Source organism: Arthrobacter sp. R3-55 (assembly GCF_054161505.1).
This window is the reverse complement of record NZ_CP096423.1, coordinates 1,707,861-1,731,455: the sequence shown is the minus strand read 5'-3', so window position 1 is coordinate 1,731,455 and position 23,595 is coordinate 1,707,861. Positions and strand designations below refer to the sequence as shown.

The following is a 23,595-nucleotide window of genomic DNA, read 5'->3' as shown; positions in this document are numbered from 1 at the left end:
CGCGATGGACGCATCCGTAATCCATGTGAAATTATTTGGCATTACTGTCCCCGTCCGTGGACGGACCGCTGTCTGCGTTGCTCTCGCCAGAAGAGGAGCTTTGCCTGGTGAGGCCGTGCATATGGGAAAGATAGAACCCTCCTGCGGCTCCCAGCAGAGCGCCAAGGAGCACAATCCAGCGGGTCCCCCACAGATTATCCAGACCCCAGCCTATCAAACTCCAGACAATGATCCCGCCAATGATGTAGCTGAAGACGGCAATGCCGGCGTTGTATCCGCCGTCGTTCCCGACTTCTGCAGATTCACCGCGGTTGACAGCTTGCTGAGCATCGACGGCCGGGCGTGAATAACGCTTACGCGGAGACATCCGGGCCACCCTTCTGCTCTTCGGGATCGTTGTAGATCTGGAGGCGGGCCTTGCTGAAACCATAGATTTCTGCTGCCTGCCAGAAGACGACGGCGACCACGGCGCCAATCAGGAACCAACGGTGGTGGAGCCAATCCGGCGCACCGAGAACGAACAGCACCACGGCAAAGCCGATCACTTTGATGAAATAGGTAGCAACAAACAGGCCAACAGCACCTGAAGGATTGTTGCGACCCACAAAGTGGCCTATCAAAAGGCTGATGCCGAAGAAGATCATGACAAGCGCGGAACCAAAGGCAGCTGAAAGCGTTCCCTGACCGCCGTTCATGAAGGCTGCGACCAAGCAAGCAACAGCCGTAGCCGCTACTGCTGCCGAGGCGCTCAGAAGAAGAAGGCGGAGCCATAACGAGGAAGCAATTCCGATCGATCCAACACCACGTTTACCGGACGGGCGTCCGGTTTCGGCGTTGGATGTCATGGGGATACCAATCCTCGTGGCACAGGTGCCATATTCTCAAAGTGGGGTTACGGGCGAGTGACTGTCCGCAGTAAGAATTCTACATGAGATAGAACTGTGACGATAACCGGTTGTCACATCTACTCCGCCGGCCGCGAGGAGTTACGCGTGAAGTAGGGCCATGCGGTCACGGCAGCCATGATGAGCGCCGCTGCAACGACTACGATCAGCACAATTTGCCACGGGAAGACGGCGAATGCGACGCCCCCGAAGGCGAGGATGCATGTCCAGACGTACAGCATGACGACGGCGGCGCGGTGCGAGTATCCGAGGTCTACCAACTTGTGGTGGAGGTGCCCGCGGTCTGCCGACCACGGTGACTGTCCCCTGGCGGTCCTGCGGACCACGGCCATGCCAAGATCCAACAAGGGCAGGGAAAGAACGGCAAAAGGCAGCAGAATCGGAACAATCGTGGGGATGCCGTTGGCACGGTCATACAAGCCGGAGCCGATTTGACCCGTTGCCACCACGCCGGCTGAGGCCATGAGCAGGCCGATGAGCATGGCCCCCGAGTCCCCCATGAAGATTTTTGCCGGGAACCAGTTGTGCGGCAGGAACCCGATGCAACTTCCCACAAGGATTGCCATCAGCAGCGTGGCAAGGTCTGAGTTATCGGTGGATGGATTGTTCCGGTGAACCCAATAGGCCGTGAGGAAGAACGCTCCGCCACCAATGATGGCCACTCCTGCCGCAAGACCGTCCAGTCCGTCAATGAAGTTGACGGCATTCATGGTGGTGACAATCAGACCGGCTGTGAGAACAATCTGGACGACTTCAGATTCCAGGAATATGGGTTCAGGAATGAACGGCACCACGGACATTCTGACGCCCCAGATAGCCACGATGAAGGCCGCGGCTGCCTGTCCCAGCAACTTGATCCACCATCGGATGTCCAGGATGTCGTCCGCCACCCCTACCGCCACGATCACCACGGCGCCGGCAAGGATCCCCCACGGGCCGTCATTGTGCCTGAAGATGTCCTTGACGAAGAAGGAGTTGCTGGCAACCACCAGCGCTACGAAGAACCCGGCAAAGATGCCCAACCCGCCAAGCTTGGAAATCAGGGCGGAGTGCATGTCGCGGCTGCGGATGGGACGGTAGAGCCGCAGTTTGTTTCCGGCGACGCGGGCACCCCACGTTCCCGCGTAGGACACCACGGCAGCCGTGAGTGCCATCAGCAGATACATGATCATGATGCGGCTCCCGGGAGCAGCCTGCCCACTGTTCCGGAAAGGCTGACCAATGGACGCAGCCGGTGCGTCGCATGAAAGCCGGTGGTTTCCGGGCACCTTGAGGTGTGGAATTCTGTCTTTGGATAAATGGAACTACTCCGTCGCCATGCCTGCACCGGCTGTGCCGAATGTTGCGGGTTTCTGTGGACTCTAGTCACGATACTAATGCCAACTGCCGTGACCACCCTGTGACGCAGCCGCTGGCGCCCGGCTATGTGACCGGGTGCAGGCTGCGCAACTGTCAGCTGGCGGGCTCTTGAACGTTCCGCAAGGCGTAGATTCCCTCAAGCACTTCTGCGTTGGAGCGGGGCGCTTTGAAACTATGGCGCAGCCCCTTGAGAAGCCCTCCCAGCAACACCTTGCGGTTGGGCGAGGCAGCTATGGTCCGGGCCCAGTTACGCAGCGACGCGCCGGTGAAAAGTATCTTTTCCCATGGCGCCAAAGCACTGGAACGGGTGTAGACCCACAGCTTGTTCCGCACCTCGTAGTAAAAGCGTGGTCCGGGATCAGCCCCGGCGTCGCCAAAGACCTTGGTGTGGTGGTTGGCCACCGAAGCTTGCGTCGTCAGTGCTTTTGCCTTGCGGGACACCCTGGCGGTGTATTCGAGATCGTCATTCCAAATGAAGTAATCCGCAATGGGCAACCCGTGCTTTCTGATCTCGTCGGCACGGATCAGCACTGATACGAAGGAAGCGCTGCGGATCTGAGTGGCACCGACGCGGGCAGCGGCGCTGCGGGCTTCTTCGCTGGCACCCAGCCGGGGGCGCATACGGTTCATCGGGTGGTCCCGGCCATCGGTCCAGACGACGCGGCTGGCGATGAAGGCCGGCGTATCTCCGGTTTCCTGCTCATAGGCAGCGGAAACCTCCAAGGCTTCGGCAAGAGCGGCCGGTTGCGGTTCCGTGTCGTCGTCCATGATCCATACATGGTCCGCGCCATGATCCAGCAGCGCGCGTTCCATGCCCACCACGAATCCACCGGCACCGCCCACATTGGTGTTCAGCGTGACCACGTCCGTCACCAGGGGCCCTTGATAGTCCCGCAGGTACCCTGCGGTTCCATCTGTTGACGCGTTATCCACCACGACGACGGCGTCCGGAACCCGGGTGCCGGCCGCAATGCCCGCCAAGGTGGTTTGGAGGAGTTCATGCCGGTTATAGGTCACCACTACGGCAACCACAACAACTTGGGACGTCATTTACTTGCCTTTGGTCTTGGATGGTTGAAAACGGCGCCGAACCAGCAACCCGGCCAGCTTCCAAGGTTCAACGAAAACCCTGTAGGCAACGCGGTCCGGGTGCAGGACCAGGCGCCAAGCCCATTCGAGCCCCAAGCGTCCCAGCCAACGCGGTGCCAGCTTCTGGATGCCTGCAACCTGCTCAATTGCGCCACCAACTGCGCAATACACAGCCTGCGGCAATTCATTGAGCCTGCGACGCAGAACATGCTCCTGAAGTGGCATTCCGAGTCCAAGCAACACCAGTTGCGGCCTGTAGTTTCCCAACCAGCCCACCACCGCTTCTTCAAGGGCATCGTCCCAGCCTTCGCCAGGCATGCCGTCCACTGTGGCTCCGGGAATGATGGACCGCAGACGTGCAACAGCCTCGGTGTTGGCCTCACGACCGGCACCAACAACAGCAACCCGGTGCAATCCCGGGACCTTTCCCAGCTCCGGGATCCAGTCCATGGAACCCAGCCGGTACGCCATGGCCCCCTCATCCAGCGGAGGCTGTTGACGCCTGGGTGAAAGTCCCCACAACAGCGTGGCCGGCGCGCCGTCCAGGAGGACTATGGAGCTTTCCTCGTAGAGCGCGCGGACGTCGGGACATGAATGGAACAGCGTAATGCTGTGCAGGTTATGGCCCAGCACGGTACTTGTGGTCTCCGCAGCAATGAGTCCACCCATGGCCTCAACAAGTTCATTGACGCGCATTGGAGTAGCGTCGACGTCAAGGACGGGGACGCGCTGACGGTCCGGAATCATTCGGGCTTGGCTTCTCGCGTGGCCTGCGGTTCCACATGGTCATCAGGAAGCAGTTCGGCGTCCTGCACAGATTCGCCGACGACTGGTTCGCTCACCTCGACCGGCGCGTCCCCGGCTGCGGGGGTCTCCACGGCAGCCTGATCTGCTGCTTCCGGAGTCTCAACCACTTCCGAAGCCTTTTCTGCTTCCGGGGCCTTTTCTGCTTCCGGAGCCACTTCCGCATCGGGAGCCGCCGCAACAGCATCGGCTGCTGAAAGTTCCTCAACGCCGGTGGAAACGGTCTCGCCGAAGGCAAGGATGGTCGGAACGATTGCACGGAGGCTCTCCAAGGAAATGGCTCCTTGGCGAACTACGCGGAACGGGGTGGCAGTTGCGTCCACAATCGTGGACGGCAGCGCCGCAGTACCTTCAACGGGCCTGAATCCGCCCTCAAGGTAAACCTCTACGGATTCGGCCAGCTGCATGCGCGCTTCCGCAGCGGTTTGGGCTGCTTCCTGGCCGGTTCGGTTGGCCGAGGATACGGCCAGCGGGCCCGTGAGCCCGAGGAGTTCCAAGGCAATCTGGTCATCGGGCATACGCAGGGCCACAGTGCCCTTAGTCTCACCCAGATCCCAGTCCAATGAAGGCTGGGCATGGAGGATCAACGTCAACCCGCCCGGCCAAAATGCTTGCGCCAGTGCACGGGCATCGGCAGGCACGTCGGTAGCGAGGCCATCCAAGGCGTTGATCCTGGGAATCAGGACAGGGGGAGGCATCTGCCGGCTGCGTCCCTTGGAGGCGAGCAACATGGTCACGGCCAAAGGCGAGAAGGCGTCTGCGGCAATGCCGTACACAGTGTCCGTCGGCAGCACGATGCACTTCTTCTCACTGATGGCACGCTGGGCGTGCTGAAGTCCTTCAGCCCGCTGGTCATCGGAAGTGCAGTTGTAGGTTGTGGTCACAGCGCTATTCTTTCACTCATCAGGGGCGGCGCTTGCCAGCACCGCGCTGGTGGCACGTTCCTTACCGTTCAAGTCGAAGTGTGTGGTGACGTCGTTCCAACGTCCCGTGCGCTGCAGCATCCCGGCGATCCAGCCGGCTTGGACTTCGGCGTGTTCCATCACGAAGTACCCGCCGGGCTTCAGTAGCCGGACTGCGGAGGCTGCTGCCGCCGTCGGGAGTTCCATGCCGTCCGCTCCCCCACCGTACAGTGCCTCGGGAGGATCGTGCAGCGCGACTTCCGGTTCTGTGGGTATCGCCTCTGCGGGGATATAGGGCGGATTGGAGACGACGACGTCGAAAGTTCCGTTATGTTCGGGCAGCGCATCGCGGAGGTCGCCCTGCACGAGGGTGACACCCAGCGGCTCCAGGTTCTTCGCAGCCCAAGCATGCGCGAACGTACTGTATTCCACGGCATGGACCTCAGCGCCCGGCACCTCGTGGGCAATCGAGCCGGCGATCGCACCGGATCCGGTGCCAAGATCCACCACTTTCGGGTTCGGCATACCCTTGACGTGGTCAACGACCAGTTGGACCACCGACTCCGTCTCCGGACGGGGTATGAAAACCCCAGGCCCCACACGCAACTCCAGGTACCGGAAATATGCGACGCCGGTGATGTGCTGAAGAGGGACGCGGCCGGCCCTCTCCTGAACCAGTTCACCATAGCCATCCGGAGCGGGGGCATCCCCCAGCAACATGGCACGCAGGCGTCCCAGTCCCACGCCAAGAAGGTGTTCGGCCAGTAGTTCAGCGTCCACGCGTGGCGTGGGGACACCGGCGTCGGTGAGAACGGCAGTGGCCTCGCGAACTGCGTCCGCGAGGCTCTGGCCTTGGTAAAACGTCATGGATCTACTCTGCTGTTGATATGCGGCAGGGTGCTATTCGCCGATGGCGTCCAGGCGTGCTTGCTCGTCCGCCTCAATGGCCGACTGGATCACAGGCTCCAAGTCGCCGTTCATGACGGCGTCAAGGTTGTACGCCTTGTACCCGGTGCGGTGGTCCGCAATGCGGTTTTCCGGGAAGTTGTAAGTGCGGATGCGCTCTGAACGGTCCATGGTGCGGATCTGCGACTTGCGCTGCTCCGAGTTGGCGGCGTCGATTTGTTCCTGCTGGTGGGCCAGGAGGCGGGCACGGAGAACTCGCATGCCGGCTTCGCGGTTCTGCAGCTGGGACTTCTCGTTCTGCATGGCCACCACGATGCCCGTGGGCAAGTGGGTGATGCGCACAGCGGAGTCCGTGGTGTTCACGGACTGTCCACCCGGACCTGAGGAACGATAGACGTCGATCTTGAGGTCGTTCTGGTTGATCTCGAGCTCTTCGGGCTCATCTACTTCAGGGAGAACCAGCACGCCCGCGGCCGAAGTGTGAATGCGGCCCTGGGATTCTGTCACGGGCACACGCTGCACGCGGTGTACGCCGCCCTCAAACTTCAAGCGCGCGAAGACACCCTGAGCTGGGTCGTTTGAGTTGCCCTTGATGGCCACGGCAACGTCCTTGTAACCACCAAGATCGGATTCGGTGGCCGAAATCATTTCGGTCTTCCAACCCCGCGATTCGGCGTAGCGCATGTACATTCGCAGGAGGTCGCCGGCGAACAAAGCGGCTTCGTCGCCACCTTCGCCACCCTTGACTTCGAGGATGACGTTGCGGGCATCATCAGGATCACGAGGAATCAGCAGACGGCGCAGACGCTCCTGTGCCGCAGGAATCTGCTCCTCCAACTGAACAACTTCCGCAGCGAATTCAGGATCCTCGTCAGCCATCTCTTTGGCCGCTTCCAGATCATCATTGAGCCCGCGCCACTTGTTGTACGCCTCCACAATGCCCTGGAGCTGAGCAGACCGCCGCCCCAACTTCCGGGCCGCAGACTGATCGGCATAGACAGCAGGATCACTCAGCTGCGCCTGGATAGCAGCATGCTCATCAAGCAATCCCTGTACGGACTCAAACATTTTCAAACCTCTTTCGACTTCTACAAGTCTAATAACTGCATCGTGGGGTCACGCACAGCCCATCCTGGGCCCACTGGACCGTTTCTGACCTCACGTGGTGTCGGGCCACGGATTCCTTTAAACAAAGACCGCTCAAAATATGCCGGCCAGGGAGTGGCTTCGGGCCTGCCGGAGCCGGGTAGCTTTCGATCGTAGATCGGAAGCTACCCGGCGTAGGGGCGGGGCCGGCATATTTTGAGCGGTTAGAGCACAGCTATTTGTCGTTGTCCGACTTCGCTCCGAGCGTGGTCTTCTGAACCTGCATGAGGAACTCGACGTTGCTCTGCGTCTCCCGGATCTTGTTGGTCAGCAGCTCAAGGCTCTGCTGCTGCTCCAGGCCGGAAAGGACGCGGCGCAGCTTCCACATGATCTTGACTTCTTCAGGCGAGAGCAGGTTCTCTTCGCGGCGCGTGCCGGACGCGTTGACGTCCACGGCCGGGAAGATGCGCTTGTCTGCCAGCTGGCGGGACAGGCGGAGCTCCATGTTGCCGGTGCCCTTGAATTCCTCGAAGATGACCTCGTCCATCTTGGAGCCGGTCTCGACGAGGGCCGTTGCGAGGATGGTCAGCGAGCCGCCGTTTTCGATGTTGCGTGCAGCACCGAAGAAACGCTTGGGCGGGTACAGGGCTGCGGAGTCAACACCACCGGACAGGATGCGGCCGGAGGCCGGTGCTGCCAGGTTATAGGCGCGACCCAGGCGGGTCATGGAGTCCAGGAGGACTACAACGTCCATGCCCATTTCAACGAGGCGCTTGGCGCGTTCGATGGAAAGTTCGGCAACCGTGGTGTGGTCATCGGCGGGACGGTCAAAGGTGGAGGCAATGACCTCACCCTTGACGGTGCGCTGCATGTCGGTGACTTCTTCGGGACGTTCGTCAACCAGCACCATCATGAGGTGGACCTCAGGATTGTTGGTGGTGATCGCGTTCGCGATGGACTGCAGGATGAGCGTCTTACCGGCCTTCGGCGGGGAGACGATCAGGCCACGCTGGCCCTTGCCGATCGGGGCCACGAGGTCGATGACACGCGGGCCGATCTTCTTGGGATCCGTCTCGAGGCGCAGGCGCTCGGACGGGTACAGCGGAACGAGCTTGGCGAATTCAACGCGGTCCTTGAGTTCTTCCGGCGTCTTGCCGTTGACAGAGGTGACGCGGACGAGCGCGTTGAACTTCTGGCGGGCGGACTGCTGGCTGCGGTCTTCACCATCACGCGGCGCGCGGATGGCGCCAACCACGGCGTCGCCCTTGCGGAGGTTGTACTTTTTGACCTGGGCCAGGGATACGTAGACGTCGTTTGCGCCCGGGAGGTAGCCGGATGTCCGGATGAACGCATAGTTCTCCAGAACGTCCAGGATGCCTGCTACGGGCAGCAGGACGTCGTCCTCGGTGACCTCGACGTCGTCAACGTCCGGTCCCTGCGCGCGGCCACGGCGACGTTCGTTGCGATCACGGAAGCGGTCGCTGCGGGTGTTTCCGTCGCGGCTGTCCTGACCTCCCCGGCGATCGTTGCGATCATTTTGGTCGTTGCGGTCACGACGGTTGCGACGGTTGCGGCGGTTGCCGGTGTCGTCGCCGTCGTTGGTGTCTTCACGGCGGCCGCGGCTGTTATCACGGCGTTCACGCTGCTCGCCCGCATCCGACTGCTCACGCTGTTCGGTGCGGTCAGCACGCTGTTCCGTGCGGTCAGCACGCTGCTCACGCTGTTCGGTGCGGTCGGCACGCTGCTCACGCTGTTCGGTGCGGTCGGCACGCTGCTCACGCTGTTCGGTGCGGTCAGCACGCTGCTCACGCTGTTCGGCGCGGTCGGCACGCTGTTCGGCTGCGGGTGCTTCCACAGCTTCAGCGGGAGCGGCAGCAGCTTCGCCACGACGGCGGTTGCGGGTGCGCGGCTGGCGACGCTCGGTGCCGGCCTCGCCGGCTTCTGCGGATACCGGTGTTTCAGCAACCGGTGCAGCTGCAGCCTCAGCAGGCGCAGCGGCGGCTTCAACCGCAGCTACCACGCCATCGCTGGTAGCGCGGCGGCTACGACCACGACCACGTCCGCGGGGAGCTTCCTGGACCGGGGCCTCGGATGGTGCCTCGGCAACGGCACCGTTCCCGGCAGCCTTGCCCTTGGTCTCCGCAGCAGCCTTGGTTTCCACTGCCGGGGATTCCTTGGCCACCGGGGCGGCGCTCTTAGCCGAGGCACTGGCCCTGGCTGGCGCCTTGGTAGTGGAGGTGCCGGCACGGTGGGCGGAAATGGCGGTGACCAGATCCCCCTTGCGCATGCGCGATCCCCCGGAGATGCCCAGCTGGCTCGCGAGAGCCTGAAGCTGTGCGAGCTTAAGGCCTGCAAGGCCGCTGCTCTTGGTGGTTGCTGCCGTTGACGACTCAGCAGCAGAAGATGTTGTGTCCACAGCTGAAGCCAGCTCAGTGGTTTCTGTCACGAAGGATCCTTCCCCCTCGACGGCGTCCAGAGCGAGAGCTGGACGCGATGATTTGTTCTGGGCTGCAGTTCAGATCTGCAGCCGGTGATTTCGGCCGTGCCTGATGGATTGTGGCCAACAGGGCCGGATACTGATCGTCATCCTGGATCCGGTGACCCGGGCAGCCGGCTGTTTGTTCAGGGAACAGAGAGAATTCTCGGCACCTGAGACAGGCCGGAAAGAGACGACACCACCAACGTTGGCACAGTTGACGAAAGGTACGGCGAAACCACCGAGATCCAAAATCAGGGAACTGCCCGCGGCTTTACCGGCGGTGCACTTCCACTCTAGCACCTTGAACGTCCACAGCCAGCGTCATCACGCGCCAGCCGATGTCGGGTGTGTTGGCCTTGGTGTAGGACTCAATGAAATCCTCCACAATGGCGGCCTCATTTACGCCGTTGGCCAGCACCATCACAGTAGGTCCCGCGCCGGAAACGACGGCCGCATGACCCGCGGACCGAAGTGTCGCGATGAGGTCGGCGCTGGGGCGCATCGCCTGTGCACGGTAGCTCTGGTGAAGGTAGTCTTCCGTGGCCGGCAGCAGGAAGCCCGGCTGCGCTGTCAGTGCGTGGATCAGCAGGGCGGCACGTCCGGAATTCATGGCCGCCGCATGGTGGCCGACGGATGCCGGCAGCAATCCCCGTGCAGTCTCCGTAGACAATTCGAAGTCAGGGACTGCGACTACCGGAATGACGGCGGGAACTACGTCAGCCTTGGTACTGCTGTACTGCTCGCTGTCCTGCCACGACAGCGCCAGTCCGCCGAAAATCGCGGGTGCGACGTTGTCGGGGTGGCCTTCCATTTCACTGGTCAGCTGCAGGATCCAATCGCGATCCTGCCGCGATTCCTCCGGCACCAAGGCATTGGCTGCTGTCACAGCGGCCACCACGGCAGAAGCCGAGGAACCGAGTCCCCGCCCGTGCGGGTTGACGTTGTCCGCAGTGATTTTCAGGCCGGAGTGTCCGAAGCCGAGGCGTGCCAAGGCGAGATCGATGGCGCGCACCACGAGGTGGCTGGCATCCCGGGGAAGGGTGTCGGCCCCTTCACCGGAGAGCTCGAACTCGAGCTCTCCGGTGCTGAGGGTTTCCACCGTCAAGGTGTCGTAAATAGACAAGGCCAAGCCGAGGCTGTCGTAGCCGGGGCCCAGATTGGCGCTTGTACCAGGGACCTTGACCGTCAGCCGCTGGCCTGCCGCGACGAGCGCACGATCAGTCGCGGTGGGCTGCGTTGATTCCACTCTTACTTTTCTTCCAGTCCCAGTTCTGCGGCAACGGTGACGACGTCGTTGGGCACCTTGACGGGCTGGACGTCACTGCCATCCTCAGTGCGGAGGGCCCACTGGGGGTCCTTCAGGCCGTGTCCGGTCACCGTAATGACGATGGTCTTGCCCGAAGGAACCTCGCCGGCAGCGTGCTTCTTGATCAGGCCTGCCACACCGGCCGCTGAACCGGGCTCCACGAAGACACCTTCTTTTGCTGACAGCCAGCGGTGCGCTGCCAGGATCTCATCATCCGTAACGGCCTCAATCAACCCACCGGATTCGTCCCGGGCAGCAACAGCAGTGTCCCAGGAAGCCGGGTTGCCGATGCGGATAGCGGTAGCGATAGTGTCCGGCTCGGTGATCGGGTGTCCGGCAACGAACGGCGCCGCGCCTGCAGCCTGGAAGCCCCACATGATGGGCGTCTTGGTGGCTACAGCAGGAAGAGTTCCGTTTGCGGTCTCGAAAGGCGCGGAGTATTCCTTGTAGCCCTTCCAGTAGGCGCTGATGTTGCCGGCATTGCCGACAGGCAGGACATGGATGTCCGGAGCATCGCCGAGGGAATCTACGATCTCGAAGGCACCCGTCTTCTGGCCCTGGATACGCGCGGGGTTGACCGAGTTCACCAGGAACACCGGGTAGGACTCCCCGAGCTTCCGGGCAATGTCCAGGCAGTTGTCGAAGTTGCCGTCAACCTGCAGCAAGGTGGCGCCGTGGGCGATTGCCTGGCTCAGCTTGCCCATGGAGATTTTGCCTTCGGGAACCAGTACCGCGCACTTGAGTCCGGCTGCGGTGGCGTAGGCAGCTGCCGAGGCCGAGGTGTTGCCCGTGGACGCACAGACCACAGCCTTGGCTCCGGCCTCAACGGCAGCTGTCATGGCCATGGTCATGCCACGGTCTTTGAAGGACCCCGTGGGGTTCATGCCTTCAACCTTGAGGTACACCTCTGAGCCGGTGAGCTCGGAGAGCTGCCGGGCGTGAACCAGGGGCGTACCGCCCTCGCCGAGGGTGATGACCTTGGTGGCTTCCGTTACAGGCAAACGATCAGCGTATTCGCGGATTACTCCGCGCCATTGGTGAGCCACTTAGACCCCTTCTACCCGCAGTACGGATGTCACAGAATTGATGACGTCCAGGCCCTTGACGGCCTCGACGGTTGCTGCGAGTGCAGCTTCGGATGCACGGTGCGTCACGATCTTCAGTTCGGCCGATTCAACATTCGACTCGGAGTCGCGGTGGATCGTTTGACGCATGATCTCGATGGAGACACCGTTTTCCGCAAAGATGTGGGCGATCCTCGCCAGAACGCCGGCCTGGTCAGCTACGTCCAAGCCGATGTAGTAACTGGTGTTGGAGGCATCGATGGCCAGTGCCGGGACGTGTCCGGTGGTGGTTTCCGTCCGGCCGGGGCCACCCAGGACCAACCGCCGTGCGGCGGATACGAGGTCACCCAGGACAGCGGAGGCCGTGGGCGTTCCGCCGGCGCCCTGGCCGTAGAACATCAATTCTCCCGCGTTCTCCGCCTCGATGAAGACGGCGTTGAATGCACCGCGGACAGCAGCGAGGGGGTGTTCGCGCGGCAGGAGGGTGGGGTGGACACGCACCGAAATGCCACTGCCGTTATCTGCCGAGTCGATCTTTTCTGCAATCGCCAGCAGCTTGATGACGAATCCGGCTTCTTTGGCAGAAGAGATGTCCGCGGCACTGACCTTGGTGATGCCTTCGCAATAGACATCGTCCAGGGAAAAGCGTGTGTGGAACGAGAGCGAGGCCAGGATGGCAGCCTTCGCTGCGGCATCGTGGCCTTCGACGTCGGCAGTCGGGTCCGCTTCGGCGTATCCCAGGCGCTGGGCCTCGGCCAAGGCGTCCGCGAACTGAGCGCCCGTGGTGTCCATCTGGTCGAGGATGAAGTTGGTGGTTCCGTTGACAATGCCCAGAACCCTGGTGATGCGGTCGCCGGACAGGCTGTCGCGGATGGGGCGCAGGATGGGGATGGCCCCGGCCACTGCGGCTTCGTACGACAACTGGACGCCGGCTTTATCAGCCTCTTCGTACAGGGTGGGGCCGTCTTGGGCGAGGAGGGCCTTGTTGCCGGTGACAACACAGGCGCCGTTCTGGATGGCCGTCAGGATCAGCGAGCGTGCCGGCTCAATTCCGCCCATGAGTTCGATAACCAGGTCTGCGTCCTTGACCAATGTGTCGGCGTCAGTGGTGAAAAGTTCACGGGGCAGCTCAACGTCACGCGGGGCATCGATGGTACGCACCGCAATGCCGGACAGTTCCAAGCGGGCGCCGCTGCGGGCAGCGAGGGCATCGGCGTCGTCAATCAGAATCCGCGCGACCTGGGCCCCCACGTTGCCACAGCCCAGCAGGGCCACCTTCAAGGTTCGCACTTCAGACATTCGCCACTCCCATGTCGCGGTTCAAGAGATCTTCTTCGGTTTCCCCGCGGACAATCAGCCGGGCTGCTCCGTCGCGTACAGCGACAACGCCAGGCCGTGCCAGGTAGTTGTAGTTGCTGGAGAGGGCCCAGCAGTAGGCGCCGGTACCCGGTACTGCGAGCAAATCACCGGCTGCCACATCCGCGGGCAGATATACATCTCTAACAACTATGTCGCCGCTCTCGCAATGTTTGCCCACTACGCGGGACAGCTGCGGAGCCGCTGAGGAGTCACGCGACGCCAAAATCGCCGAATAATCCGCGTCGTACAGCACTGGACGGGCGTTATCGCTCATCCCGCCGTCCACCGACACATAGCGGCGCGGATACGTAACGTTCTTTTGACCGTCTTCACCCTCAGGGGCGTCTACACGGACGGTTTTAAGTGTGCCCACTTCATAGAGCGTGAACGTGGTGCTGCCTACGATGGCGCGTCCAGGCTCGATGGAGATACGCGGTGGCGTGATGTCCAGCTCAGCGCACGTGGAGCGTACGACGACGGCCATGGCCTCTGCGATCTCGGCAGGCGGGCGGGGCGTGTCCACAGGCGTATAGGCGATTCCGTAGCCTCCCCCAAGGTCCAACTCCGGCAACACGATGGAGTACTTCTCCTGCATGGCAGCGAGGAAGCCCAGGAGCTTCCGGGCAGCGACAGCGAAACCATCGGGTTCAAAGATCTGTGATCCGATGTGGCAGTGCAGGCCCAGCAGTTCGACGCTTGAGTAGGAGGTGGCTGCTGCCACAGCTTCCTCGGCTGCCGAAAGACCTGCCTCTTCGGTGGAGTCCTCAGCCATGGACAGACCGAACTTCTGGTCCTCGTGCGCGGTGGCAATGAACTCATGGGTGTGCGCATGCACGCCGGGTGTCAGGCGCAGCATGACCTTGGCAATCCCGCCGCGACCGGACGCTATCTTGGCAACGCGCTCAAGTTCATCGAGGCTGTCCACCACGATCCTGCCCAGCTTCATGTCCAGGGCACGGTTGATCTCGGCATCCGACTTGTTGTTCCCATGCAGCCCAAGATTGGAGCCATCGATTCCAGCACGTGCAGCAACAGCCAGTTCCCCACCGGAACACGTATCCAGGCGGAGGCCCTCTTCTGCTACCCAACTCGCCACAGCAGTGCACAGGAAAGACTTCCCGGCATAGTAGACGTCCACTCCCCCGCAGATGTCGGCGAAGGCGGCGTCGAAGGCATCCTTGAACGCACGGGCACGGGCACGGAAGTCCGGCTCGCTCATGACAAACAGCGGAGTTCCGTATTGTTCCTTGAGCTCACTGACGGAGACTCCGTCAACGGTGACCTCGCCGGCGTCGTTCTTGGCAACTCCCGCGGCCCACATGGGTTCCTGCAGCGCGTTGAGGTCCGCCGGAACGGCCAACCATCCGGGAGCAAGCGGAGAAGCGTGATCAGCGGCTGTGTTCATTGCCCTACATCCGTTCCGGCGCCGAAACGCCCAGCAGTTCGAGTCCGTTGGCAAGCACCTGGCTGGTGGCGTCGTTGAGCCAGAGCCTGGTGCGGTTGACGTCCAGGACGGGATCATCACCCTGTGGCGACACGCGGCAGGCGTCATACCAGCGGTGGTAAGCGCCGGCAATGACCTCAAGGTGGCGTGCAACGCGGTGCGGCTCGCGGAGTTCTGCGGCCTTGGCCACGATGGACGGGTAGCTGCCCAAGTAGGAAAGGAGCTCATTTTCCGTGGCGTGATCCAGGAGGGAAGCGTCGAACGCGTCCACTCCATCTACCTGGCGCTCCACACCGGCCTCGGCAGCGTTGCGTGCGGTGCCGCGGGAGCGGGCATGCGCATATTGCACATAGAACACAGGGTTCTCGTTGCTGTGCTTCTTCAACAGCTCCGGGTCCAGCGTCAGCGGTGAGTCGGCAGGGAAACGCGCCAGGGAGTAGCGGACGGCATCTTTGCCGAGCCAGGAAATAAGGTCCTTGAGTTCAATGATGTTGCCCGCACGCTTGGACAGCTTTGCGCCATTCACTGACACCAGCTGGCCGATGAGGACCTCGATGTTAACCTCCGGGTCATCACCGGCGCAGGCCGCAATGGCCTTCAGGCGGTTGATGTACCCATGGTGGTCGGCTCCGAGGAGGTAGATCTTCTCGGTGAATCCGCGGTCCTTCTTGGAAAGGTAGTACGCAGCGTCTGCGGCGAAGTAGGTTGGTTCGCCGTTGGCGCGGATCATCACGCGGTCTTTATCGTCACCGAAGTCAGTGGTCCGCAACCAAACGGCACCACCGTCGTCGAAGACGTGGCCCTGTTCGCGAAGGCGGGCCACTGCAGACTCGATCGCACCGGCGTCGTGGAGTTCCTTCTCCGAGAAGAAGACGTCGAACTCCACACCGAATTCGGCCAGGGTCGTCTTGATATCCGCCATTTGTGCCTCATAGGCAGCGGCACGAATCACCGGAAGGGCGGCCTCGTCCGTTAGTTCCCGGATGCCGGGGTGGGCCTTGAGGACTTCGTCTCCGAGTTCGCGGATGTACTCACCCGGGTAGCCGCCCTCCGGAACGCCACGGCCATGCAGGCGGGAGAGGACGGAGTTGGCGAAGACGTTCATCTGCGAGCCGGCGTCGTTGATGTAGTACTCGGCGGTGACATCCGCACCGGAAGCACGCAGGACCCTGGCGATTGCATCACCCAAGGCCGCCCACCGGGTATGTCCGATGTGCAGCGGGCCGGTGGGGTTCGCGGAAACGAACTCCATATTTACTACGCGGCCTGCGAGCGCCTGGTTGGTTCCGTAGCTGGTTCCGGCCTCCACAATGGCCTTGGCAAGGGCACCGGCAGTGGCAGCATCCACGGTGATGTTGAGGAAGCCGGGACCGGCGATTTCCACGCCGGTTACGCCAGGAATGCCCTGCAGGTGGTTACTGAGAATCCCGGCAAATTCACGCGGATTCATGCCTGCCTGCTTGGAGAGCTGCAGGGCGATGTTGGTGGCCCAGTCTCCATGATCCCGGTTCTTGGGTCGCTCCACTCGCACGGATTCGGGTACGGCAGATTCCGTCAAGGCGATTTCGCCGGTAGAGACGGCGTCCTTAAGGCAGGCGGATATGGCAGCAGAGAGTTCTTCGGGAGTCACGCATCTAGCCTACCGGGGGCCTGCAAAGTCGCGGAATTGGGGGTCGCTTATGTGGAAAATCCAGTCACAGCCGGCGCACAGCAATGGCTGGCCGGTGACACAGACTGAACCATTACGCTGAATCCAACGTTGTGAAGACGTAGGAGGCGACCCCGTTCGCCATCCCCCGAGTACCAGTCCCATGACCCATTTCTTGTCCAGTTGAAACGAGCAGAACCATGACTACGCCACTCCGCAAGAGCATTTACGCCGGAATTGCCGGCCTTTCACTCATCGGTGCCGTGGCCGGGTGTGCGCCATCTGCGCAGTCCCCGGCCGCCGAATCCACGCCGGCTGCCGAAAACGGTGGTCAGGCAAGCACCACAAGCCCTACCTCGTCTTCCTCGTCGTCAAGCTCCACTGCTGCGGGGACTTCCGCCTACAAGGACGGCACCTACAGCGCGGACGGTACGTACACCTCCCCGAACGGCCAGGAGAAAGTTGGCGTGGAGTTGACCCTGGCGGGAGACAAGGTCTCCGCAGTCAATATCACCACGCACCCCTCGAACCCCAACACCAAAAAGTTCCAAGGCGAGTTCGCGAGCGGAATTTCGGCACAAATCGTTGGCAAGAACATCGATGAACTGAATGTTTCCAAGGTGGCAGGATCCTCCCTGACATCCGGCGGATTCAACGAAGCCGTGGAACAGATCAAGTCCCAGGCCAAGTAGCACCATGCCGCACCCGGACTGGAGCTCCTTCAGTTTTGAGGGCATCGGTACACAGTGGGAGATATCGACGCCGGAGGCCCTGGCGCCGGCCGTGCGGCGGCAACTGCTGGAAACCGTTAGTGACTATGACATGACGTATTCGCGGTTCAGGCCGGATTCCCTGGTGTCCGGCCTGTCCCGCGAACCGGGCAGTATCACGCTGCCCGGTCATGCCGGAGCCCTTCTTGGGGTCTATGCCGCACTGTACCGGCTCAGCGGGGGCGCCATGACTCCGCTGATCGGCAGCAGCCTGGAACGGCTCGGCTACGATCCCGCCTACACGTTGACTCCGGCCGGGAATCCCGTAGCCCCGCCCCGCTGGGAAGACGTCCTTGACTGGACCGGAACGGCCCTGACCGTATCCGAACCAGTGGTCCTGGATATTGGGGCCGCGGGGAAAGGGCAGCTTGTGGACCTGCTGGCCGGAGTCCTGGGGACAAACGGTCATTCTGATTTCCTCATCGATGGTAGCGGTGACATGCTCCACGCCGGCACCCATCCAGTGGTTGTCGCTCTGGAACATCCCTATGACCCCGGTCAGGCCATTGGAACTGTGGAACTGAATAATTCAGCACTTTGCGCTTCGGCTTCGAACCGCCGCGCATGGGGCGATGGCCTGCACCACGTCCTGGACGGAACCACCGGCAAACCCGTCCACACCACAGTGGCCACCTGGACCATGGCCGGCAGCGCTTTGGAGGCCGATGCCCTGGCCACAGCCCTGTTCATGCTTGAACCGGCGCCCTTGCAGGAGGAATTCGATTTCGCCTGGCTCAGGGTGTCCTCCAGTGGTGCCGCCACGTTTTCGGACCGTTTCGAGGGGAGACTGTTCACATGATTGCCGCAAAGTCCCGAGTGGATACCTGGCTGGGCCGATTGACCATGTACCGCTTGATTCTGTGGGTGCTGGGCGTGCTGGTGGTTTACAGCATGGTTCTCAACATCCTGGGCTGGCTGACCTTCGGCCTCCCCGAAATGGCGGTGCACCTGGTGCTCTGCCTGGCGGTGACGTACCTGTCCAACCGGTTGCTGGCAGTAATCTTCCGCTTCAAGCCGCACACAGAGTCGTCCCTGATTACGGGCCTGCTGCTCTACTTCCTGTTCTGGCCCGCGTTCGGGATCACTGATATGACCGGCGTGGCTTTGGCCTGCGTGGTGGCCAGCGTTTCCAAATATGCGCTGGCGTTCCGCGGGCGGCACATCTTCAATCCCGCGGCGGCCGGGGCATTTGTCACTGGCCTGACGGGTTTGAACATCGCCACGTGGTGGGCTGCAACCCCGGCTATGCTCTGGCTGCTGGTCCCCGGTGTACTGCTTGTCCTGTACCGCACGCGCAAAATGCTGATGGCCACTGTGTTCCTGGTGGTGGCCGCAGGCATCATCACCGTGGAGCTCGTGAGCCGCAGCATGACGTTGGGGCAGGCCCTGTGGCAGTCCGTGGCACAGCGGCCACTGCTGTTCTTCGTGGGATTCATGCTTTCGGAACCTCTCACGCTCCCGCCCCGCCGGTGGCAGCAGTTGGTGCTGGCCGGCGTCGTGGGTGTTGTTTTTGCGGTTCCGTACAACTTCGGTTTCATTGCCAACTCCCCCGAACTCGCCTTGTTGCTGGGCAATCTTTTGGCCTTCTTCCTGGGCCAGCGGGGCGGGATTGAGCTGACGTTCAAGGGCTCACGTGCCTTGACTCCGGGGAGCAGGGAGTTCAGGTTCGAGCCGCAGCGCCCGGTGCGCTTCGCCGCGGGCCAATTCATGGAGCTTAACCTCCCGCACGCGGCCTCGGACGGCAAGGGCCGCAGGCGGGTGTTCAGCATCACCAGCGCGCCGGGCGCTGCCGAGCTGACCTTCGGAGTTGGCATGGCGGAGCCGCTGTCCACGGCAAAGAAGGCACTCCTGGCTTTGAAGCCCGGGGACCGGCTTTCTGCGACGGCCGTTGGTGGAGACTTTCTTTTACCGCACGACGCCGGGAAGCCGGTCCTGCTGATCGCTGCAGGAATCGGTATCACGCCCTTCCTCTCGCACCTCGCGGCCGATGCCCCGGCACGCGACGCCGTGGTGCTCTACCTCGCCAAAAGCCGCGATGAATTGGCCTGCGTTGAGCAACTGGAAGCCTCCGGAGCCAAAGTCATCGCACGCCTCGGGGACGGTTCCACTCCCCCCGAATTCATGGTCGACGCCGGCGACGCCAGGATCGACGCGGATCGCCTTGTGGAACTGGTGCCTGATGTAGCCGAACGCGAAGTCTTCGTTTCCGGTTCACCGGCGAGCGTTGAGGCCCTGCGTGCCGCAGCCCGCTCAGCGGGGGCCCGCCGGGTCCATGTGGACTCGTTCGCCGGGTATTGATCCAGAACGGCACAGCTGGTGCAAGGCAGGGCTTGCTGCCCGGGCGTCGGGTTTTCATTTGCGGCGCAGTGGCTGCTAAGCTCTAGGACGTCCCACCGGCAACGGAGGGAACCCCGGATGCCCTCGTAGCTCAGGGGATAGAGCGTCTGCCTCCGGAGCAGAAGGCCGTAGGTTCGAATCCTATCGAGGGCACAACGAATACCCCGCCAGAAGCTGGCGGGGTATTTTTGTGTGCCGGTTTCCCGCTATCAGTTCGGGGCTTGCCGGGCCCGCACCGTTATATTGTCGGCCGCTGCTTCTAGGCTGAATCCAATTGGTCTTTCCGCTAGCCAAAGGGGTTTGCCGTGATGTGCTCGATCGTACCGCCGTACATGCTTCGCAAGATTGCTGCCCGGAGTGAGCCGAGGCTTCGGGCCGTGGCCAGGGCTGCCAAGGAGTCGCTGCTGCACATCAAAGAACTCCAGGCAATCCGCACGGCACCTGTTCCGCCTGCCCCGCCCAGCGCCCGCCAAGCCAAGCCCGGACCGCCCAAACGGACCATTTACGATGCTGAATCCTTGGAAGTCCTGCCCGGCCGTGTTGTCCGGAAGGAGGGCGCGGCGCCAGCCGGGGACGTGGCCGCCGATGAGGCCTACGACGGCCTCGGAAGCACTCATCGCCTTTATGGCGAGATCTTCGGCAGGGATTCCATTGATGACGCCGGCCTCGCCTTGGATGCGACCGTTCACTACGGCAAGCTGTACGACAATGCCTTTTGGGATGGCTCCCAGATGGTCTTTGGAGATGGCGACGGTCAGATCTTCCAGCGTTTCACCAAGTCCGTCAGCGTCATCGGCCACGAGCTCGCCCACGGGGTTACCCAATACACGGCCAACCTCGCCTACCGTAACCAGGCCGGCGCACTGAACGAGTCCATGTCCGACGTCTTTGGCGTCCTCGTGGAGCAATACCTCAAGCAGGACTCTGCTGCGAATGCCAGTTGGCTCATCGGTGAGGGCCTCTTCACCGACCAGGTCCAAGGCGCTGCTTTGCGCTCCATGAAAGCCCCGGGTACCGCTTATGACGACGACGTCCTGGGCAAAGATCCCCAGCCGGACTCCATGGACACTTACGTCCGCACCAGCGCGGACAACGGCGGGGTGCACATCAATTCCGGCATCCCCAACAAGGCCTTTTACGTCGTGGCCACTGAGCTCGGCGGCAATGCCTGGGAAGCACCCGGACAGATCTGGTATGGCACCCTGACCAGCGGAGCGCTGCCCGCGACGTGCACTTTCGGGAAGTTTGCCAAAACCACTGTTGCCACCGCCGTGGAACTCTTCGGTTCCGGTTCAGCGGAACATGACGCCGTCCTTAAGGCATGGGAGACTGTGAAGGTCAAGGTTTAGTCGGATGGCGGGACCGGACAGCCCGGTGCGGTCCCGCTGGCTGACTGACGAGGAAAAGTCGAACGAGAAGCAGCCGGCCATGAAGATCACCGTTCAACGCAGTGGGGGAATTGCAGCGATGACACGCGTCTGGAGCGTGGACGCCGTCTCCCCCGATGAGAAGGAACGCTGGGTTCCGATGGTCGAGGCTTGCCCGTGGGAGGAAGCCAAGAACCAGGCCCGGGCCGCCAACGAGCCCGACCGGTTCATGTACTCCATCAGGGCAGGCCAACACCGGGCCACCCTTCCGGATCGCGCCGTTACCGGGCCTTGGCAGGAACTGGTGGAGTGCGCCAAGGCCGAGGGTTCCGAGTCCCGCGGACGGCTCGGAGGCCGGCGCTGAAAGATCTCAGCGTCATGACCGCCCGCTGTCCCTAGATGGCCTCCGCCAACTGCCCACGGAATGCGCGCCGGTAACTTTGCGGGCTCGTGTCCAGCACCTTGGTGAAGTGGTGGCGGAGCAGCACCGAATGCCCGAAGCCTGCTTCCCTGGCGATCTCGTCGATGTTCAGCTCCGTACTCTCGAGAAGTTCCTGGGCCCTGAGCACCCGCTGCGAATTCAACCAGGCCGCAGGGGTAGTTCCTGTTTCCGCCCGGAAGCGCCGGGCGAAGGTCCTAGGAGACATATGGAGGCGGGCCGCCAACTCGTTCACGCTGTGTTCCTCGTCGAGGTGTTCCACCATCCACCGCAGGAGTTCTTCCATGGGTGCCGAACCACAACGGGGCATGGGACGGTCGATGAACTGGGCCTGACCACCATCGCGATGCGGTGGAACCACCATGTCGCGCGCAATGGCGGCAGCAACGTTGGCTCCCAGTTCAACGCGGACCAGGTGGAGGCAGGCATCGATTCCGGCAGCTGTGCCAGCGCTGGTGATGATGGTTCCGTCCTGCACATACAGGACGTTCTCATCCACTTTTGCCGCCGGGTACTTGTCCGCCAAATCCTGCGAATAATGCCAGTGCGTGGTGCACCGGCGCCCGTCCAGCAACCCTGCCCGGGCCAGGGCATAAGCGCCGGAGCAAATCGACATCACCCATGCGCCCCTGGCATGGGCGGCGCGCAAAGTCTCCAGCACCGACTCAGGGATTTCCTGGTCCCGGCCGAATGGCGCCATGATGACGAGGTCTGCATCGGCAGCTGCGTCGAGGCCGAGGTTCACATGGAGGGAGAGGCCGGACTTCATGCGGATATCGCCGGGTTCCGGTGCAACCACCCGGAAGTCGAAAGCCGGAACGCCGGCACCCCTGTCCGTCCGGTCGATGCCGAAGACTTCGAAAGCCGTGCCGAATTCGAAGACCGAGAAGTTGGGAACCACGATCACCGCCACTGATTTCAACATATCTCCAGTGTGGCAGAAAATTATCTAAATGGGGCATTTCTGCCACTGTTTCTTGGCCTTCCACAGGAGCAGGCTTGAGGCATGGAAATCTTCGGAATCATCCTCTTCATCGTCCTTATCACCGCCGTCGCAGCCACCGTCTCAGCCTTGTTGAAGGACGGCCGCGGCCACAACCCGCCTATTGAATCCAAGGAAGCGTGGACCGCTTTCGACGCTCCCAGCACCCCGTACTGGAACCCCCGCATCTACTAGGAGATGCCAGGCAACTGCATCGCTTCGATGACCCATCACCCACCCAACGCCCGCCGTTCCCGGAATTCTGCGCAGATTCCCCGAACGGCGGGTGTTCCTTCGCCGGCCCACGCGGCGGGGGTTCACCATCCTGCATATGGACTAGATTCACTTGCATGATCCAAACCTCTGCCCGCCTCCTCCAGCTCTTGTCTCTGTTGCAGGTACGCAGGGAATGGACGGGTCCGGCCCTCGCGGAGCGCATGGGCGTGACCGAGAGGACCGTGCGGCGCGATATCGACAAGCTGCGAAACCTGGGATATCCCATCCATGCATCCCCGGGGATAGCAGGCGGTTACCAACTGGGGGCGGGAGCACAACTGCCACCATTGCTACTGGACGACAACGAAGCCCTGGCGGTTGCACTGGGTTTGAATTCCGTGGCCGCGGGGCCGGTGGCCGGGATTGGCGAGGCCTCTGTACGCGCCTTGGCAAAACTGGAACAGGTCCTGCCATCAAGGCTGCGCCCCAAGTTCGCCATGCTGAAAGCAGCGGTGACCACCTTGCCCAGCAATGCGGCCACGGTTGATCCGCAACAGCTGACGGTGGTTTCAGCGGCGATCTCGGACCGGCGCCAAATCTCCTTTGACTACGTCACCTCCGAAGGCGAGGCTGCGCGTCGGCTCGTGGAACCCTACAGATTGGTGGACACCGGCAGGCGCTGGTATCTGGTGGCCTGGGATGTGGAACGGGAGGACTGGCGGACCTTCCGCGCCGACCGCTTCGCGTCCCTGCCCTCTGAACGGAAGAAATTCACGGCGCGCACCTTGCCGGCCGAGGACCTGGCAGCGTATGTACAGCAATCCATCACCCGCTCCCCTTATAGGTTCGACGTCGTGGTGCGGCTCCGCGAGCCGCTCGCGGAAGTGGCCGCCGTCGTCAGCTCGCAGTACGCAACCCTGACCGCCGATGGTCCGGCAGCAACCATCCTGCGCTCCGGATGGGACAACCTCGCTGCCCCGGCGGCGTATCTTGCCGCCCTCGATATGGACTTTGAGATCCTGGAACCGGAAGAATTCAGGTCCTTTGCCCGGCACCTGTCCCGCCGGCTATCGGCGGCAGCGGGGACTGTGACGGAGGTAGCGGACGAGGAACCGCAGCCACAGTAGACTGGC

At 62.2% G+C, this 23,595-nt stretch carries 22 protein-coding genes and 1 tRNA gene; 8 read left to right on the top strand and 15 right to left on the bottom strand.

Going from position 1 to position 23,595, the window contains the following annotated elements; genetic code table 11:
• Window positions 1–31 precede the first annotated feature (31 nt).
• The 14 genes from M1D51_RS08085 to argS all read right to left on the bottom strand — a co-directional run bounded on the left by M1D51_RS08085 (window position 32) and on the right by argS (window position 16,333).
• Window positions 32–367, bottom strand: coding sequence for a hypothetical protein (locus M1D51_RS08085; protein ID WP_172322240.1), 336 nt, complete (start codon window positions 365–367; stop codon window positions 32–34).
• Window positions 354–845, bottom strand: coding sequence for a hypothetical protein (locus M1D51_RS08080; protein WP_458109159.1), 492 nt, complete (start codon window positions 843–845; stop codon window positions 354–356). The genes M1D51_RS08085 and M1D51_RS08080 overlap by 14 nt, the downstream gene beginning before the upstream one ends.
• A gap of 119 nt (window positions 846–964) precedes the next feature.
• Window positions 965–2,077, bottom strand: a complete 1,113-nt coding sequence (locus M1D51_RS08075) for an MraY family glycosyltransferase (protein ID WP_458109158.1) — start codon at window positions 2,075–2,077, stop codon at window positions 965–967.
• A gap of 280 nt (window positions 2,078–2,357) precedes the next feature.
• Window positions 2,358–3,314, bottom strand: a complete 957-nt coding sequence (locus M1D51_RS08070) for a glycosyltransferase (RefSeq protein ID WP_458109157.1) — start codon at window positions 3,312–3,314, stop codon at window positions 2,358–2,360.
• Window positions 3,315–4,100 carry a WecB/TagA/CpsF family glycosyltransferase gene (locus tag M1D51_RS08065; protein WP_458109156.1) on the bottom strand — a complete coding sequence of 262 codons (786 nt, stop codon included), beginning with the start codon at window positions 4,098–4,100 and terminating at the stop codon, window positions 3,315–3,317.
• Window positions 4,097–5,041 carry an L-threonylcarbamoyladenylate synthase gene (locus M1D51_RS08060; protein ID WP_458109155.1) on the bottom strand — a complete coding sequence of 315 codons (945 nt, stop codon included), beginning with the start codon at window positions 5,039–5,041 and terminating at the stop codon, window positions 4,097–4,099. Before M1D51_RS08060 ends, M1D51_RS08065 begins: the two co-directional genes overlap by 4 nt.
• Before the next feature lie 12 nt (window positions 5,042–5,053).
• Complete coding sequence (gene prmC / locus M1D51_RS08055) at window positions 5,054–5,926, bottom strand: peptide chain release factor N(5)-glutamine methyltransferase (RefSeq protein ID WP_458109154.1); 873 nt, start codon at window positions 5,924–5,926, stop codon at window positions 5,054–5,056.
• A gap of 33 nt (window positions 5,927–5,959) precedes the next feature.
• On the bottom strand, window positions 5,960–7,033 hold the full coding sequence (prfA, locus tag M1D51_RS08050) for a peptide chain release factor 1 (RefSeq protein ID WP_014922181.1): 1,074 nt from the start codon (window positions 7,031–7,033) through the stop codon (window positions 5,960–5,962).
• A gap of 253 nt (window positions 7,034–7,286) precedes the next feature.
• Window positions 7,287–9,497: a transcription termination factor Rho gene (rho, locus tag M1D51_RS08045; RefSeq protein WP_458109153.1), complete on the bottom strand. Its 2,211-nt coding sequence runs from the start codon at window positions 9,495–9,497 to the stop codon at window positions 7,287–7,289.
• 304 nt (window positions 9,498–9,801) lie between these two features.
• On the bottom strand, window positions 9,802–10,776 hold the full coding sequence (gene thrB, locus M1D51_RS08040) for a homoserine kinase (RefSeq protein WP_458109152.1): 975 nt from the start codon (window positions 10,774–10,776) through the stop codon (window positions 9,802–9,804).
• Window positions 10,777–10,778: 2 nt separating this feature from the next.
• Window positions 10,779–11,882, bottom strand: coding sequence for a threonine synthase (gene thrC, locus M1D51_RS08035; RefSeq protein ID WP_172322248.1), 1,104 nt, complete (start codon window positions 11,880–11,882; stop codon window positions 10,779–10,781).
• On the bottom strand, window positions 11,883–13,199 hold the full coding sequence (locus tag M1D51_RS08030) for a homoserine dehydrogenase (protein WP_172322249.1): 1,317 nt from the start codon (window positions 13,197–13,199) through the stop codon (window positions 11,883–11,885).
• The gene (lysA, locus tag M1D51_RS08025; RefSeq protein ID WP_458109151.1) at window positions 13,192–14,664 is read right to left on the bottom strand and encodes a diaminopimelate decarboxylase; all 1,473 of its coding nucleotides are present in this window, start codon (window positions 14,662–14,664) and stop codon (window positions 13,192–13,194) included. Before lysA ends, M1D51_RS08030 begins: the two co-directional genes overlap by 8 nt.
• 4 nt (window positions 14,665–14,668) lie before the next feature.
• A complete protein-coding gene (argS, locus tag M1D51_RS08020) occupies window positions 14,669–16,333 on the bottom strand; it encodes an arginine--tRNA ligase (RefSeq protein WP_458109150.1) in 1,665 nt (554 codons plus the stop codon).
• Between the two features lie 218 nt (window positions 16,334–16,551).
• Between argS and M1D51_RS08015 the strand changes: the two genes are divergently transcribed.
• The 6 genes from M1D51_RS08015 to M1D51_RS07990 all read left to right on the top strand — a co-directional run bounded on the left by M1D51_RS08015 (window position 16,552) and on the right by M1D51_RS07990 (window position 21,189).
• Window positions 16,552–17,043, top strand: a complete 492-nt coding sequence (locus M1D51_RS08015; protein ID WP_172322252.1) for an FMN-binding protein — start codon at window positions 16,552–16,554, stop codon at window positions 17,041–17,043.
• 4 nt (window positions 17,044–17,047) lie between these two features.
• The gene (locus M1D51_RS08010; RefSeq protein WP_458109149.1) at window positions 17,048–17,920 is read left to right on the top strand and encodes an FAD:protein FMN transferase; all 873 of its coding nucleotides are present in this window, start codon (window positions 17,048–17,050) and stop codon (window positions 17,918–17,920) included.
• The gene (locus tag M1D51_RS08005) at window positions 17,917–19,419 is read left to right on the top strand and encodes an FAD-dependent oxidoreductase (protein WP_458109148.1); all 1,503 of its coding nucleotides are present in this window, start codon (window positions 17,917–17,919) and stop codon (window positions 19,417–19,419) included. Before M1D51_RS08010 ends, M1D51_RS08005 begins: the two co-directional genes overlap by 4 nt.
• A 119-nt stretch (window positions 19,420–19,538) precedes the next feature.
• Window positions 19,539–19,611 (top strand) — tRNA-Arg (locus M1D51_RS08000).
• A gap of 155 nt (window positions 19,612–19,766) precedes the next feature.
• Window positions 19,767–20,807, top strand: a complete 1,041-nt coding sequence (locus M1D51_RS07995) for a M4 family metallopeptidase (protein ID WP_458109147.1) — start codon at window positions 19,767–19,769, stop codon at window positions 20,805–20,807.
• Window positions 20,808–20,886: 79 nt separating this feature from the next.
• Entirely contained in the window at window positions 20,887–21,189 is a 303-nt protein-coding gene (locus M1D51_RS07990; protein ID WP_458109563.1) for a protealysin inhibitor emfourin, read from the top strand.
• Between the two features lie 31 nt (window positions 21,190–21,220).
• Here the strand turns inward: M1D51_RS07990 and M1D51_RS07985 are convergent, their stop codons facing one another.
• Window positions 21,221–22,189 (bottom strand): GlxA family transcriptional regulator, encoded by a 969-nt coding sequence (locus M1D51_RS07985; protein WP_172322255.1) that lies wholly within the window; start codon window positions 22,187–22,189, stop codon window positions 21,221–21,223.
• A gap of 81 nt (window positions 22,190–22,270) precedes the next feature.
• On the opposite strand from M1D51_RS07985, the gene M1D51_RS07980 reads away from it, so the two are divergent.
• Together M1D51_RS07980 and M1D51_RS07975 are read left to right on the top strand one after the other, a co-directional pair.
• Window positions 22,271–22,441: a hypothetical protein gene (locus M1D51_RS07980; protein ID WP_172322256.1), complete on the top strand. Its 171-nt coding sequence runs from the start codon at window positions 22,271–22,273 to the stop codon at window positions 22,439–22,441.
• Between the two features lie 155 nt (window positions 22,442–22,596).
• Entirely contained in the window at window positions 22,597–23,589 is a 993-nt protein-coding gene (locus tag M1D51_RS07975) for a helix-turn-helix transcriptional regulator (RefSeq protein ID WP_458109146.1), read from the top strand.
• Window positions 23,590–23,595: the final 6 nt, after the last annotated feature.

Coding starts and splice junctions, on each gene's coding strand:
- M1D51_RS08085 (WP_172322240.1), bottom strand. CDS start 367: ATGTCTCCGCGTAAGCGTTATTCACGCCCGGCCGTCGATGCTCAGCAA.
- M1D51_RS08080 (WP_458109159.1), bottom strand. CDS start 845: ATGACATCCAACGCCGAAACCGGACGCCCGTCCGGTAAACGTGGTGTT.
- M1D51_RS08075 (WP_458109158.1), bottom strand. CDS start 2,077: ATGATCATGTATCTGCTGATGGCACTCACGGCTGCCGTGGTGTCCTAC.
- M1D51_RS08070 (WP_458109157.1), bottom strand. CDS start 3,314: ATGACGTCCCAAGTTGTTGTGGTTGCCGTAGTGGTGACCTATAACCGG.
- M1D51_RS08065 (WP_458109156.1), bottom strand. CDS start 4,100: ATGATTCCGGACCGTCAGCGCGTCCCCGTCCTTGACGTCGACGCTACT.
- prmC (WP_458109154.1), bottom strand. CDS start 5,926: ATGACGTTTTACCAAGGCCAGAGCCTCGCGGACGCAGTTCGCGAGGCC.
- prfA (WP_014922181.1), bottom strand. CDS start 7,033: ATGTTTGAGTCCGTACAGGGATTGCTTGATGAGCATGCTGCTATCCAG.
- M1D51_RS08030 (WP_172322249.1), bottom strand. CDS start 13,199: ATGTCTGAAGTGCGAACCTTGAAGGTGGCCCTGCTGGGCTGTGGCAAC.
- lysA (WP_458109151.1), bottom strand. CDS start 14,664: ATGAACACAGCCGCTGATCACGCTTCTCCGCTTGCTCCCGGATGGTTG.
- M1D51_RS08015 (WP_172322252.1), top strand. CDS start 16,552: ATGACTACGCCACTCCGCAAGAGCATTTACGCCGGAATTGCCGGCCTT.
- M1D51_RS08010 (WP_458109149.1), top strand. CDS start 17,048: ATGCCGCACCCGGACTGGAGCTCCTTCAGTTTTGAGGGCATCGGTACA.
- M1D51_RS08005 (WP_458109148.1), top strand. CDS start 17,917: ATGATTGCCGCAAAGTCCCGAGTGGATACCTGGCTGGGCCGATTGACC.
- M1D51_RS07995 (WP_458109147.1), top strand. CDS start 19,767: ATGTGCTCGATCGTACCGCCGTACATGCTTCGCAAGATTGCTGCCCGG.
- M1D51_RS07990 (WP_458109563.1), top strand. CDS start 20,887: ATGAAGATCACCGTTCAACGCAGTGGGGGAATTGCAGCGATGACACGC.
- M1D51_RS07985 (WP_172322255.1), bottom strand. CDS start 22,189: ATGTTGAAATCAGTGGCGGTGATCGTGGTTCCCAACTTCTCGGTCTTC.
- M1D51_RS07980 (WP_172322256.1), top strand. CDS start 22,271: ATGGAAATCTTCGGAATCATCCTCTTCATCGTCCTTATCACCGCCGTC.
- M1D51_RS07975 (WP_458109146.1), top strand. CDS start 22,597: ATGATCCAAACCTCTGCCCGCCTCCTCCAGCTCTTGTCTCTGTTGCAG.